13 protein-coding genes and 1 tRNA gene are annotated in these 13146 nt (G+C 70.5%); 5 read left to right on the top strand and 9 right to left on the bottom strand.

Annotated features, from left to right (window positions below):
* The first annotated feature begins 4 nt into the window (after positions 1 to 4).
* From AB0259_RS13985 to AB0259_RS13975, 3 genes are all read left to right on the top strand, one after another.
* Positions 5 to 481 (top strand): MarR family transcriptional regulator, encoded by a 477-nt coding sequence (locus AB0259_RS13985; protein ID WP_251578863.1) that lies wholly within the window; start codon positions 5 to 7, stop codon positions 479 to 481.
* A 126-nt stretch (positions 482 to 607) separates the two neighbouring features.
* A complete protein-coding gene (locus tag AB0259_RS13980) occupies positions 608 to 1642 on the top strand; it encodes an NADP-dependent oxidoreductase (protein WP_251578854.1) in 1035 nt (344 codons plus the stop codon).
* Positions 1642 to 1920, top strand: a complete 279-nt coding sequence (locus AB0259_RS13975; protein WP_251578852.1) for an acylphosphatase — start codon at positions 1642 to 1644, stop codon at positions 1918 to 1920. Before AB0259_RS13980 ends, AB0259_RS13975 begins: the two co-directional genes overlap by 1 nt.
* Positions 1921 to 1924: 4 nt before the next feature.
* Here the strand turns inward: AB0259_RS13975 and AB0259_RS13970 are convergent, their stop codons facing one another.
* The 9 genes from AB0259_RS13970 to AB0259_RS13930 all read right to left on the bottom strand — a co-directional run bounded on the left by AB0259_RS13970 (position 1925) and on the right by AB0259_RS13930 (position 8278).
* The gene (locus AB0259_RS13970) at positions 1925 to 2710 is read right to left on the bottom strand and encodes an amino acid ABC transporter ATP-binding protein (RefSeq protein ID WP_366223094.1); all 786 of its coding nucleotides are present in this window, start codon (positions 2708 to 2710) and stop codon (positions 1925 to 1927) included.
* Entirely contained in the window at positions 2697 to 3371 is a 675-nt protein-coding gene (locus AB0259_RS13965) for an amino acid ABC transporter permease (protein ID WP_251578848.1), read from the bottom strand. The genes AB0259_RS13970 and AB0259_RS13965 overlap by 14 nt, the downstream gene beginning before the upstream one ends.
* A 70-nt stretch (positions 3372 to 3441) precedes the next feature.
* On the bottom strand, positions 3442 to 4236 hold the full coding sequence (locus AB0259_RS13960) for an amino acid ABC transporter substrate-binding protein (RefSeq protein ID WP_251578846.1): 795 nt from the start codon (positions 4234 to 4236) through the stop codon (positions 3442 to 3444).
* A 109-nt stretch (positions 4237 to 4345) separates the two neighbouring features.
* A complete protein-coding gene (locus AB0259_RS13955; RefSeq protein ID WP_366223093.1) occupies positions 4346 to 5386 on the bottom strand; it encodes a nitronate monooxygenase in 1041 nt (346 codons plus the stop codon).
* A 74-nt stretch (positions 5387 to 5460) separates the two neighbouring features.
* Positions 5461 to 6150: a 50S ribosomal protein L1 gene (rplA, locus tag AB0259_RS13950; protein WP_064002981.1), complete on the bottom strand. Its 690-nt coding sequence runs from the start codon at positions 6148 to 6150 to the stop codon at positions 5461 to 5463.
* Between the two features lie 13 nt (positions 6151 to 6163).
* Entirely contained in the window at positions 6164 to 6595 is a 432-nt protein-coding gene (gene rplK / locus AB0259_RS13945; protein WP_064002980.1) for a 50S ribosomal protein L11, read from the bottom strand.
* A 180-nt stretch (positions 6596 to 6775) separates the two neighbouring features.
* Positions 6776 to 7786 carry a transcription termination/antitermination protein NusG gene (gene nusG, locus AB0259_RS13940; protein WP_251578842.1) on the bottom strand — a complete coding sequence of 337 codons (1011 nt, stop codon included), beginning with the start codon at positions 7784 to 7786 and terminating at the stop codon, positions 6776 to 6778.
* Positions 7787 to 7894: 108 nt separating this feature from the next.
* Positions 7895 to 8161: a preprotein translocase subunit SecE gene (secE, locus tag AB0259_RS13935; RefSeq protein ID WP_064002978.1), complete on the bottom strand. Its 267-nt coding sequence runs from the start codon at positions 8159 to 8161 to the stop codon at positions 7895 to 7897.
* A gap of 44 nt (positions 8162 to 8205) precedes the next feature.
* Positions 8206 to 8278: transfer RNA gene (locus tag AB0259_RS13930), tRNA-Trp, on the bottom strand.
* 223 nt (positions 8279 to 8501) lie between these two features.
* On the opposite strand from AB0259_RS13930, the gene AB0259_RS13925 reads away from it, so the two are divergent.
* Positions 8502 to 10322: an HSP90 family protein gene (locus AB0259_RS13925; RefSeq protein WP_366223092.1), complete on the top strand. Its 1821-nt coding sequence runs from the start codon at positions 8502 to 8504 to the stop codon at positions 10320 to 10322.
* Complete coding sequence (locus AB0259_RS13920) at positions 10319 to 13111, top strand: hypothetical protein (protein ID WP_366223091.1); 2793 nt, start codon at positions 10319 to 10321, stop codon at positions 13109 to 13111. Before AB0259_RS13925 ends, AB0259_RS13920 begins: the two co-directional genes overlap by 4 nt.
* Positions 13112 to 13146 lie beyond the last annotated feature (35 nt).

The raw sequence follows: 13146 nt of genomic DNA, 5'->3' as shown, positions 1-13146 counted from the left end.
CACGATGTCCGCCTCGACCGATCGAGAGGCCCGCACCGCCGCGGTGCGGGCCCTCGAGGGCGAGTTCAGCGACCTGATCACGCTCTTCCGACGCAAGATCACCGAGAACGCGAATCGCGTGAGCCCGGGGATGCTCCCCGGCGCATACAAGGTCTTCACGACGATCGTCCGGCATGAGCCGGTCACCCAATCCGCCCTCGCCGAGATGCTCCTCCTCGACAAGGGCCAGCTCAGCCGCAGTGTCCGCGAGCTGACCGAGCTCGGACTCATCGAACGCACCCCGGACCCCAACGACGGCCGCTCGAGTCTCTTGAGCGCGACCAGCCTCGGACGAGAGCGGCTGGCCGACGCGCGCGGCCCGCAGGAGGGTGCGCTCCTCGCAGCCCTCGAGGACTGGCGCGTCGAGGACATCGAGAACCTCGCCCGTCTGCTCCACGCCCTCGTGGCCGGATCACAGCCCGACGGCGGCCCCACCGCGTAGGTCACCGTCGGGCTTCTCGCTCCGGTGATGCCGGCGTAACACCATCGAGACAATGGCGCGATTGACTGGTCTTCCACCGAGCACCCCCAGCGCTCGCCGTCGAGCGAAGGTGAGAAGGAGCAGCCGATGCGATTCCGGCCGCTGCGATCCGCAGCCCCCAGTGCGAGCGAGGTCGTCGAGGTGACCGCTCCTCCCCCCCTCATGCGGGGGATCGTCTACGACACTCCCGGCGGAGCGGAGGCGCTTCGCGTCGCCGAGCTCCCCGTGCCGAAACCGGCCCTCAGCGAGCTGCTCGTGCGCGTCGTCGCCGCCGGGATCAACCCGATCGACGCCAAGACGCGTGCCGGCCGCGGCCTCCACGGGCTGGTCACCGATCCCACGACGAGCCCGCTCGGATTCGACTTCAGCGGTGTCGTGGTCGCGAGCCCGTTCGAGGCTCATCCCCTGCAGCCGGGTGATCCTGTCTTCGGCATGGTGCCGTTCCCGCGCTCCGGGGGGAGCTACGCCGACTACGTCGTCGTGCCCTCACTGTCGGTGGCGCGCAAGCCTGCGTCCCTCTCCCATGTCGAGGCCGCGGGCGTGCCGGTCGCGGCCCTCACCGCGTGGGGACTCGTCGTGGAGACTGCTCATGCGCACGAGGGCCAGCGCGTCCTCATCCATGCCGGCGCGGGCGGCGTGGGGCACTTCGCCGTCCAGCTGGCGGCCTATTTCGGGGCGCACGTGACGGCGACGGGCTCGGAGCGCAACCTGGGCTGGCTGCGAGAGCTGGGGGCATCCGTCGCGATCGACTACACGACCACACGCTTCGAAGAGGTCGTCGGCGAGGTCGACGTCGTCATCGACCTCGTGGGCAACGTCCACGCCGACACCGGCACGCGGTCCCTGACGGTCCTGCGGCCCGGCGGTCTCTACGTGATGGTGCCCACGGGGGCGTGGGACGGATACGCGGATGCCGCAGCGGCGGCAGGCGTGCGCGCCACGTCGTACAAGACCGTCCCCGACGGTTCCGCCCTCTCCACGCTCGGTCGCCTCCTGGACTCGGGTGCCGTCCAGGTCTACATCGATCGGGTCTTCGACCTCGCCGACGCGGCCGACGCGCACCGAGAGCTCGAACTCGGGCACACGCGCGGCAAGGTCGTGCTGAGCGTGGCGGACGCCTGATGCGCCGCATCCGCCTCGTCGTCCGAGGCATCGTCCAGGGCGTCGGGTTCCGGTTCGCGATGCAGCACACCGCACGTGCGGCCGGTGCCACAGGATGGGTGCGCAACCTGTCGAACGGCACGGTCGAGGCCGAGGTGCAGGGCGACGCGGCTGCCGTCGAGGCGGTCGTCGACTGGGCGGCGAAGGGGCCGCGCGGGGGTGTCGTCGACGACGTCGTCCTGACCGAGGTCACGCCGCAGGACGACGAGGCGGACTTCGAGATCCGCCGCGACGCCTGACGCGTCAGTCCTCGAGGGGCCGGAGGATCCGGTCGAGGAAGCGCCGGGTGCGCTCGTTCTGCGGGGCCGTGAACAGATCACGAGGGTGGCCGCGTTCGACGATGACCCCGCCGTCGAAGAAGACGACCTCGTCGGCGACCTGCCGTGCGAAGCCGAGCTCATGGGTGACGATGACCATCGTCCATCCCTCGTCGGCGAGCTCCTTGAGCACGAGGAGCACCTCGCCCACGAGCTCCGGATCGAGCGCGCTGGTCGGCTCGTCGAAAAGCAGGACCTCGGGAGCGAGCGCCAGCGCCCGCACGATGCCGACCCGCTGCTGCTGTCCGCCGGACAGCTCGTGCGGATAGGCATCCCGCTTCTCGGCCAGTCCGACGCGAGCGAGCAACCGCTCGGCGTCGGCGACGGCCGCATCCTTCGCGATCCCCCGCGCGTGCACGGGTCCCTCGATCACGTTCTCGAGGACCGTCAGGTGCGGGAACAGGTTGTGGTGCTGGAAGACCATCGCGGAGCGGTCCCGCAGCGCGGCGCGCTGCCGCTTCGCCACGCGCCCCTTGGTCGACTCGGCGAAGTCGTGCGTCTGGCCGTCGGAGAAGCTGACCACCCCGGCGTCGGGGGCCTCGAGCCCGTTGAGGCAGCGGAGCACCGTGGTCTTGCCCGAACCGCTGGGACCGATGAGGCAGACGACCTGACCGCGACGCACGGCGAAGTCCACGCCGTCCAGGACGACGTTGTCACCGAAGGACTTGCGCAGCCCGGTGACCTTGAGGAGGGGTGCATCAGTGCGCGACACGGCGATCGAGCCTCCGTTCGATGCGGTCCTGACCGAAGGAGAGGACGAGGCAGAAGAGCCAGTAGATGACAGCGGCCTCGATGTAGACGACGAGGAACTCCGAGCTGAACGCGGCGATGCGCTGCGCCGCGAGGAACAACTCGGCGACCGTGATCTGGGCGACGAGCGACGTGTCCTTCACGAGCGAGATGAACGTGTTCGACAGCGGGGGGACGGACACGCGGGCGGCCTGCGGCAGGATGATGCGGCGGAGCGCCGTCGCCCGCGGCAGCCCGACCGTGAAGGCCGCCTCCCACTGCCCCTTGGGGACCGAGAGAATGGCAGCGCGGATGACCTCGGCGGCGTACCCGCCGACGTTCAACGACAGTGCGATCACCGCGGCCGGCCAGGCCTCGAGGCGGATGTCGATCTGCGGCAGACCGTAGTAGACGACGAAGATCTGGACGAGCAGCGGTGTGCCGCGGATGACGGAGATGTAGAACCGGGCGACGCCCGACAGCACCCGGTTGCCCGAGATCCGCATCAGCGCCGCGGCGATCGCCAGCACGAGACCGACCGCGAACGAGACGACCGCGAGGGGGATGGTCACCGTCACCCCGGCGACGAGCATCGGCCAGAACGAGCTCAGGACCAGCTGCCATGTGTCGGCGTCCACCGGCATCCTTTCGCAGAACAGGCGACGGGCTCGACGGGCGCCTCACAGCGCCACGCCGAGCCCGCCGGGGCCGGAATCACTCGGTGACGTCGGCTCCGAAGTAGGTCTCGCTGATCTTCGCGAGGGTTCCATCTTCGCGCAGCTCGTCGAGCGCGTCATCGATCTTCTCGATCAGGGCCGTCTTGTCTTTGGTGGCGACGACGGCGCTCTGGGCGGGGTCGGTCTCGGCCGCGATCTTCAGGCCCGTGGGTCCGTTGGTCTTCTCGTAGTCGAGGAACGTCAGCTTGTCGTTGACCGTGGCGTCGACCCGGCCCTGACGCAGCAGCTCGACGGCCTGCGCCCATCCTTCGATGGGGGTGACGTCGGCACCGGCCTCCTCGGCGAGCTGGAAGAAGTTGCTCGTGAGCGACTGCGCGGTCTTCTTGCCCTTCAGATCGGCGAAGCTCGAGATCGAGTCGTCGTCCTCCTGCACCACGACGACGCTCGGCGAGACGGTGTACGGCTCGCTGAAGAGGTACTTCTCCTCGCGCTCGGGGTTGATGGAGACCTGGTTGGCGATGACGTCGACACGGCCGGCGTCCAGACCGGCGAAGATGCCGTCCCACTGCGTCTCCTGGAACTCGACCTTCAGGTCGAGCTTCTCGGCGACCGCCTCGATGATCTCGACGTCGTAGCCGACGAGCTTGCCGGTCTCGTCGTGGTAGGTGAAGGGACGGTAGGTGCCCTCGGTCGCGACCGTCAGCGTGCCGGACTCGGCGAGTCCGAGGTCCTCTCCACCGGCGGCCGGCTGCCCCGAGTTCGTCGAGCAGGCGGTCAGCGCCAGGACGGTGCTGAGGGCGAGTGCTCCGAGAGCGGCGGTACGACGGGACATGGAACTCCTTGGTGAGGGGGTGGAAGGCGGTCGCGCACCAGCGGTGGCGGGCGCGACCCCCCAGTACAACACGCGGAGCCGTGAGATCTTCCCCGCGTGACGGACTGTGTCAGCGCGGCAGCCCCGCCGCCAGCTCTGCGAAGACCGCCGCCGCGTCGTCCTGCCGCGACAGCCCGGCGGCCTGCCCGGCCCACAGCGACACCAGGTCGCGATCGTGCGGGGCGGCGGAGCGGAACGCTCCCGTCAGCCAGTTCTGCGCGGGGAAGGGGGCGATGGCCCCCGCGCGCTCGATCGTGTGCACCGCCCGATTCGGGATGCCGCGGGCCAGGCGACCGCTCATCGCCCGGGTGAGCACCGTATCGGTGTCGGTCGCCGAGGCCAGCGCCGCTCGGTGCACGTCCGACGCCGCCGACTGCCGGGTGCGCAGGAAGGCGCTCCCCACCTGCACCCCGGATGCGCCGAGCGCGAAGGCGGCGGCGACGCCTCTGCGGTCCGCGACGCCTCCGGCCGCGAGGACGGGGACGTCGACGGCGTCGACGACCTGCGGCACGAGGGCGAAGGTGCCCACGAGCGACTCCTCGGCGCGCCGCAGGAAGCTCACCCGGTGACCGGCCGCCTCGGCACCGCTCGCCACCACGGCGTCGACACCACCGTCCGCCAACGCCACCGCCTCGGCGACCGACGTCGCGGTGCCGAGGACGCGGATGCCACGCCGGTGCGCCTCGGCCACGACGCCCGGCGCGGGCACGCCGAAGACGACGCTGAGCGCTGCAGGGGCGGCATCCCACACCGCCTCGAGCTGTTCTTCCCAGGAGGGCAGGAAGGATGCGGGCAGTGACGGCAGCTCGGCACCCGCTGCCTCGAACAGCGGAGCGACGGCGTCGCGCGCCGCCGTCAGGTCGACCTCGTCGGGGCGCACCTCGTCCCCCGTCGGCAGCCAGAGGTTCAGGGCGAAGGGCCGGCCGGTCGCGGCGCGCAGCGCGGCGGCTGTCTCGCGGATGCGATCGCCGGAGTACCCGTACAGCCCGAAGGAGCCGAGGCCGCCCGCCTCGCTGACACTCGCCGTCAGAGCGATCGAGGAGAGTCCGCCGAAGGGACCCAGCACGATCGGGGCGTCGATTCCCAGGAGCGTCTGCAGATCACCGGCCACGCTCCCGACGTTACCAATGCCGGGAACGACGAAGGGGCCCCACCCGGAGGTGGAGCCCCTTGCTGTCAGTGACCTCAGACGAGAGCGTTGACGTCCAGCGGGATGCCGGGACCGAACGTGGTCGAGATGGCGCCCTTCTGGATGTAACGGCCCTTCGCGCTCGAGGGCTTCAGGCGCACGATCTCTTCGAGAGCGGCGGTGAAGTTCTCGTTGAGCTGCTCAGCCGTGAACGACGCCTTGCCGACCACGAAGTGGACGTTGGCGTGCTTGTCGACACGGAACTCGATCTTTCCGCCCTTGATCTCCTCGACGGCCTTGGCCGGGTTGGGGGTCACGGTGCCGGTCTTGGGGTTCGGCATGAGGCCGCGGGGTCCGAGGACCTTACCGAGGCGACCGACCTGGCCCATGAGCTCGGGGGTGGAGACCGCCGAGTCGAACGCGGTGTAGCCACCGGCGACCTTCTCGATGAGCTCGGCGCCACCGACCTCGTCCGCACCTGCGGCGATGGCCGCTTCGGCGGCGGGACCGGTCGCGAACACGATGACGCGGGCGGTCTTGCCGGTGCCGTGGGGCAGGATGACCGTGCCACGGACCATCTGGTCCGCCTTGCGCGGGTCGACGGCGAGCTTCAGCGCGACCTCGACGGTCGAGTCGAACTTCGCGGAGCCGGTCTCCTTCGCGAGGGCGACAGCCTCCTCGGAGGAGTAGAACGTGGAGCGGTCGATCTTCGCCGCTGCTGCTTCGTAAGCCTTGGACTTAGCCATGATGATCTTCCCCTCAGTCCTCGACCGTGATGCCCATGGAGCGGGCGGTGCCGGCGATGATCAGCGAGGCGGCCTCGATGTCGTTCGCGTTCAGGTCGGGCATCTTGGTCTCGGCGATCTGACGGACCTGGTCCTTGGTCAGCTTCGCGACCTTGACGGTGTGCGGGGTCTTCGAACCCTTGGCGACGCCGGCGGCCTTCTTGATGAGCTCCGCGGCGGGCGGGGTCTTCAGGACGAAGGTGAAGCTGCGGTCCTCGTAGACGGTGATCTCGACGGGGATGACGTTGCCGCGCTGCGACTCGGTCGCGGCGTTGTACGCCTTGCAGAACTCCATGATGTTGACGCCATGCTGACCGAGCGCGGGGCCGATCGGCGGCGCCGGGTTGGCGGCACCGGCGTTGATCTGAAGCTTGATCAGGCCGGTCACCTTCTTCTTCGGTGCCATTCCTCTTCCTTTCACGAGCGGGACGGATGCCCCGTTCTCCCACGGTCCCGGCGGTTCCGGGTCGTGGTGGTGTCCGTGCGCGCGACGAAGCGACACACAAACCACATGAGTCTACCGCATCCGGCATCCCCGGGCGAATGGCGAAGGTCCCGCCGCAGCGGGGCCTTCGCGACGCGTCTCTTACTGCTTGGTGACCTGGTCGAAGCTGAGCTCGACCGGGGTCTCGCGCTCGAAGAGCGAGACGAGGACCGTGAGCTTGCCGCTCTCGGGCTTGATCTCGGAGATCGACCCGGGCAGGCCCGCGAACGAGCCCTCCTTGATCGTGATGGTCTCACCGATCTCGAAGTCGACCTCGGTGACGACCGAGCGCGCCTGCGTGGCGGAGCCCTTGGCGGCACCGGCCTTGGCGGGGGCGACCTCCTTGGCCTCGACGAGGGGCTTCAGCATGTTGAAGGCCTCTTCGAAGCGCAGGGGCGTGGGGTTGTGGGCGTTGCCGACGAAGCCGGTGACACCGGGCGTGTGACGCACGACCGACCAGGTGTCCTCGTTGAGCTCCATGCGGACCAGGACGTAGCCGGGGATCCGCACGCGGTTGACCATCTTGCGCTGGCCGTTCTTGATCTCGACGACGTCCTCCATCGGGACCTCGACCTGATAGATGTCGTCCTCGACCTCGAGCGTCGACTTGCGCTGCTCGATGTTGGCCTTCACCTTGCGCTCGAAACCGGCGTAGGAGTGGATGACGTACCACTTGCCCTCGAGCGAGCGCAGCTCCTGACGGAACGCCTCGTACGGGTCCTCGGGGGTCTCGTCCTCGTCCTCGTCCTCGCCGAGCTCCGGACCGTCGTAGGGGGCGACCTCGTCGGCGGCGGCGGCGGCGCGCTCGGCCTCTTCGTCGGCGAGCGACTCGGTGAGCACCTCGGCTGCGGCCTCGGCCTCGTCGGCCTGGTCGATCTCGAGCGCGTCGTTCACGATGCGGTCGGCCTCAGGGTCCTCGATCACGACGGCATCCTCTCCGGTGGGCTCGTCATCTGCGGATTCGTCGTCCTCGATGTGCAGCGCGGCGTGCTCGGCGGACTCGGCGGAACGCTCCTGGCCGGCCAGGACGTTGCCCTCCTGGGCCTCGTCGTCCTCGCTGGACTGCTCCGCGGCGGTCGACCAGTCGGCGTCGTCGACATATCTTTCGGTCACGTGATTCACTTCCCTGCAGGTTCGGCTTCGATGTTCAGCGGTGAGGCGGCGGATTCTCCGGATGATCCGGGATGCCGTCCGTCACCGCGACGGATGGTCGTCCGTTCGTCAGCTCGGCACGTCGAAGACGATGTCCGTGACCCAGGTGAAGAGCAGGTCGAGCCCGTACACGATCGCCATCACGACGACGACGAATCCCAGGACAACGAGCGTGAACTTGACGAGCTCCTGCCGGGTCGGCGTGACGACCTTGCGGAGTTCGGCGATCACCTGGCGGATGAAGAGGGCGATCCGCTGGAAGAAGTTGAGCTTCTTCTCACGGGTGGCGCCGCTGCTGGCAGCGACGACCTCGCCGTTCGGCTCATCCTGGACCATTCAACCCACCTGTTGCTCGGTTCGAGTCAGCTGACGCTGACGCGCAGGGCGGACAGGAATCGAACCTGCAACCTGCGGTTTTGGAGACCGCTGCTCTGCCAATTGAGCTACCGCCCTAAGGTCTTGCGACCCGGGGATCCGCATCCCGTCCGACCCATGGGCACGGCAAAAGAATGCAGACAACTGCGCACACCAGCATACGGCATGCCTTGCGGGGTGGCGAACGCACGCACTCCCACGCGACCGCCGAACGGCATGGCTAGGCTTGTTCGGCCGTCGCGTCGCGGCAGCGCCGGAGGGGGTTCCGGCGCACGCACGATCAACGATCTCGAGGAGCCCGGTGACCGACAGTTCCGCCGCCCACCAGTTCCAGGTCGACCTCCGGGGGGTCATCGATCTCCTGAGTCGACACATCTACTCGAGTCCGCGCGTGTTCCTGCGCGAACTCCTGCAGAACGCGGTGGATGCGATCGCCGCCCGACGCGGCCTCGACGGCGGCGGGGGCCGCATCCGGATCACCCCCGTGAGCGACGCGTCGGCCGAGTTCGTCCTGCGGGACGACGGCGTCGGACTCACCGGAGCCGAGGTCGCCGATCTGCTCGCGACGGTGGGGCGCAGCTCGAAGCGCGACATCTTCGACCTCCCGCGCAGCGATTTCCTCGGTCAGTTCGGGATCGGGATGCTGTCGTGCTTCATGGTCTGCGACACGATCGTCATCCGCTCGCGCAGCGCCGCCGGCGGTGACGCCGTCGAGTGGACCGGGCACGCCGACGGGACCTTCACCGTCGCGCCGCACACCGGTGACGTCCCCGTCGGGACGAGCGTCCACCTGACCCCGCGACCGGATACGCGCTCGCTCCTCGGGACGAGCACGGTGCTCGAGCTCGCCGAGACGTTCGGGCGATACCTGCCGCACACCGTCGTCGTCGATCTGCCCGGCGGCGGCGAGGCCACCGTGACCGAGAGCGCACCCTTCCTCGACGGCGACCTGGAACGTCAGCTCGGCTACGGCCGCGAGCTGATCGGGGCGGAGCCGCTCGACGTCATCCCGCTGCACGTGCCGGGCACGCAGACCCGTGGCGTGGCCTTCGTCCTGCCCTTCGCCCCTCCCCCGGGCGCCCGCCAGAGCACCCGCGTGTACCTGCGACGGATGCTGCTGACCGAGCGCGCCGACGACCTGCTCCCCGCCTGGGCGTTCTTCGCACGTGCCGTCGTCGACTCGGGGGCGCTGCACCCGACGGCCAGCCGCGAGTCCCTGGTCGACGACGACGCGCTGGAGCAGACGCGGCGGGAGATCGGCGAGGCGATTCGTCGCTGGATCCTCGAGCTCGCACTGCAGGATCCGGTCCGACTCTCGCAGTTCGTGTCGATCCACGAGGTCGCCCTCAAATCCCTCGTCCGCCACGACGACGAGCTCGCGCGTTTCATCGTGCGCTGGCTCTCCGTCGAGACGACCGCCGGGCGCCTGCGCATCGAGGAGGTGGCGCGCCGGTTCCCGCTCGTCCGCTTCGCCGAGACCGTCGACGAGTTCCGTCAGGTGGCGAGCATGACCGCATCGAGTGGTGTCCTCGTCAACGGCGGGTACCTGTACGACGCCGACCTGGTCCGCCGCATCCCCGAGCTGTTCCCCGGCGTCGAGGTCGAGCGCGTGGACGTCGTCGGCGAGATCGACCGGCTGGACCTGCCGCCGCTCGATGACCGCGCGACCGCCACCGGCCTCGAGGATCGCGCCCGGGGTGCGCTGCCGGATGTCGACGTCGTCGTCCGGAGTTTCGAGCGGCCGGAGCTGCCGGGGCTGTTCGTCGCCGACCCCGAGGTGCTCCGCGCGCTCGACCGCGGGCGCGCCCGGAGCGCCGGCGGCGCCCTGTGGGGTGGCGTCCTGGACCGTGCGGCGAGCATCGTCTCCGCGGGGCGAGGCGTCGACGAGCCCGCCGCGCGGCTGTGCCTCAACTGGACCAACCCCATGATCCGAAGGCTCGCGACGACCGCGCCCGGCCGGGTGTTCGAGCTGAGCGTCCAGCTGCTCTACGTGCAGTCGCTGCTGGCCGGCCATCATCCGCTGGGACCGGACGACCGCGCCCTCATGTCGACGGCGCTGACCGAACTCGTCGACCGCGCGATCGCCGCCGACGCACCGCCCGCGACCGAAGGAGTCTCATGACCGGTTACGCCACCCGCATCCGTTCCCTCTTCGACGAGATCGACAACACCCCGTGGGGGCCGCAGGAGCAGGCTCTCGTCGCGCAGGCGGTCGCCCTCGCGCAGGAGAGCGGGGACGATCGGCTGGAGTACGAGGCGCGCCTGCGGCAGACCTCGAGCGCCAACATGAGCGGCGACACCGACCTCATGCTGACCTCGTTCGCGTGGTGCCTCGCCCACCACGACGCCGATCCCGAGCGCTTCCCGGCGACGGTCGAGCCGGCGGGCGACCTGCTCTGGCAGTACAAGTGGATGGCGAGCGCCCTGGCCGGGTCGCCGGAATTCTCCCCCGCGCAGATCGGTGCGGTGCTCGATGACATGGAGGCGCACTACGAGCGCGCCGGCATCGGCCCGAGCGGCGTGCTCATGGCGCGGTTCGAGGACGCCTGGGCCGCCGGCCGCATGGACGAGGCGACCGAGCTGCAGCGCACGCTCGAGGCGACCCCCCGCGACGACTACAGCCACTGCGACGCGTGCGTGCGCAGCCAGTTCGCCGGGTTCTTCATCGAGACCGGCCGGGAAGACGACGCCGTCCGGCTCGTCGGGGAGATGATCGAGAACGGCTTCTCGTGCGGCGAGGAGCCCGAGCACGCGCTCTCGCGCATCCTCCTGCCCTACCTGCGCGCCGGCATGTTCGACGAGGCCCGCACCGCGCACCTGCGGAGCTACCGGCTCGCGAAGGACAACCCCGACAACCTCGCGATCGTCGCCAAGAACGTCGTGTTCTGCGCGGTGACGGGCAACGAGGCGCGCGCCCTCGCGCTCGTCGAGCGGCACCTCCCCTGGCTCGTGCACGACGGCCTCAACGCCGATGCGCACGGCGCTGCGCTGGGGTCGTTCGCACTCGCCCTCGACGCCGTCGGGGCGGCGGGCCACCCGGATCTGACCGTCCGCGGCGCCGACGCCGATGCGCTCGCGCCGGTGTTCGGGACGCACGACGGGCCGTGGCGGGTCGACGAGCTCGCCGCTGCGGCCTGGGCGGCGGCGGCGTCGATCGCGGCGGCCTTCGATCGCCGCAACGGCACCGACGCCCACACCCGCACCCTCGAGCGGCTGCGAGAGACCGGTGCGGAGCGCTACGACGTCCCGATCCGCACGCACGACTTCTCGTCCGTGGCGACTCCCGCCCCCGCCGTCACGCGAGAGGAGCGACTCGAGCGCGCCGTCGCCCTCGCGCACGCGGGATCGTCCGCCGCCCTCCAGCCGTTGACCGAGCTGCTGACGGATGCCGCGCCCGCCGAGCGCGTGAGGCTGTCGTCGCACCTGCTCGGCGGCCTCGTCGCGACCGAGCGTATCGACGAGGCGGAGGCGTTCCTCCCGCAGCGGATCGCCGCGCTGCGCGCGGCCGGACACGCCGCCCAGGCCGATCTCGAGGAGCGCCTCGGTCTGCTCCTGTTCGGGAAGGATCTCGCCGAGGCGGGCGCGCTCCTGCAGGACGAGGTCGGCGCGGCACAGGCCGCACCCCCGGAGGTGCGCGCGGACCTGCTCCAGACGCTCGCCGTGGCACGGATGTACGAGGGCGCCTTCGCCGACGCCCGCGAGCACGCCCGCACGGCCGCCCTGCTGTTCGCCGAGGCCGGCGACGAGTCCCGTGAGCAGGGTGTGCGGCTGCTCGAAGTGGATGCCGCAGCATCCGCTTCCCAGTTCGACGACGCACGGGAACTGGCGGCCGACCTGTTGGCCGCACCCCTGAGCGACGGCCGCCGCGCACGGACGCTCGCGTCGCGGGCGCGCCTGCGCGGCGTCGCCGAGCAGTTCGAGGCGGGTGCCGCGGACGCCGACGAGGCCGTGCGGCTGCTGCTCTCGCTCGGCGCCGACGACCTGCGCGTGGGCGAGGCGTTCCTGCTCGCCGGTGCGCTGCACGAAGACGCCGGAGCGGCCTCCCTCGCCGCCGGACGGTATCGGTCCGCAGCAGAGCGGTTCGAGTCCGCCGGCGCGCCGACCGCCGATGCGCGCTACCGGCTCGGGCGCGCGCTCATCGCGGCGGACATGCCCCAGGAGGCGACCGACGCGCTCCACGAGGTGCTGCAGGAGGAGACGGCAGCCGAGGTCCCCGCAGGGTCCCGGGCGATCACCGTCGGCCTGATCGCCCGCGCCTACGAGGGCGCGGGCGACTACGGCAACGCCGTCGGCGCGTGGGGATTCGCCGCCGACCTGCACGAGGAGGCCGGTGAGGCCGAGGGGCAGGCGCACGCGCTCGTGCAGCAGGGGCGGCACCTCGGCAACTTCGCCGAGTTCGACGACGCCGTGCTCGCGTTCGACACCGCGATCAGCCTGATCCGGGGCAGCGAGGACCAGGTGGGGCTTCTCGCCGAGGCCCTGCACCTGCTCGCACAGGCCAAGATGCAGCGCGGAGACGAGGACGCCGTCGCCGTCGTCGACGAGTCGCTCGCCCTCGGTCGCGCGAACGACGCACACTGGTACGTCGCCGATGTGCTCGACACGCGCGCGCGGCTGTTCGCCTCCCGGGGCGAGACCGACGTGGCGGTGGCCACCGCTCTGCAGGCGGCGGACGCGTTCGCCCACGCAGGTGATGCGCCGTCCGGCGCCGGCTCGGAACTGCTGGCTGCCCGGCTCCTCGTCGGCGCGGAGAGGCCCGCCGATGCGGTGGCGGCGTACCGCTCGGCCCTCGACCACGCCGGGGAGAACGAGCCCGTCCGCCAGCAGGCGGCACTCGAGCTCGGCGACGTCTACGAGAGCCTGGGACGCCACGCCGACGCAGCGGAGATCCGCGCGACGGTCTCGATCTGAGACGCACGACGAGGGGGCGGCATCCGATCGGATAC

Source organism: Microbacterium sp. NPDC080005 (genome assembly GCF_040702445.1).
GTDB lineage: Bacteria > Actinomycetota > Actinomycetes > Actinomycetales > Microbacteriaceae > Microbacterium > Microbacterium oleivorans_D.
This window is presented reverse-complemented; position numbering and strand designations above follow the sequence as displayed.

Excerpts from the sequence above, each read along its gene's own strand:
- rplK (WP_064002980.1), bottom strand. The coding sequence starts at position 6,595 with ATGGCACCGAAGAAGAAGGTGACCGGCCTGATCAAGCTTCAGATCAAC.
- rplA (WP_064002981.1), bottom strand. The coding sequence starts at position 6,150 with ATGGCTAAGTCCAAGGCTTACGAAGCAGCAGCGGCGAAGATCGACCGC.
- AB0259_RS13960 (WP_251578846.1), bottom strand. The coding sequence starts at position 4,236 with ATGTCCCGTCGTACCGCCGCTCTCGGAGCACTCGCCCTCAGCACCGTC.
- AB0259_RS13920 (WP_366223091.1), top strand. The coding sequence starts at position 10,319 with ATGACCGGTTACGCCACCCGCATCCGTTCCCTCTTCGACGAGATCGAC.
- AB0259_RS13975 (WP_251578852.1), top strand. The coding sequence starts at position 1,642 with ATGCGCCGCATCCGCCTCGTCGTCCGAGGCATCGTCCAGGGCGTCGGG.
- AB0259_RS13985 (WP_251578863.1), top strand. The coding sequence starts at position 5 with ATGTCCGCCTCGACCGATCGAGAGGCCCGCACCGCCGCGGTGCGGGCC.
- secE (WP_064002978.1), bottom strand. The coding sequence starts at position 8,161 with ATGGTCCAGGATGAGCCGAACGGCGAGGTCGTCGCTGCCAGCAGCGGC.
- AB0259_RS13980 (WP_251578854.1), top strand. The coding sequence starts at position 608 with ATGCGATTCCGGCCGCTGCGATCCGCAGCCCCCAGTGCGAGCGAGGTC.
- AB0259_RS13965 (WP_251578848.1), bottom strand. The coding sequence starts at position 3,371 with ATGCCGGTGGACGCCGACACATGGCAGCTGGTCCTGAGCTCGTTCTGG.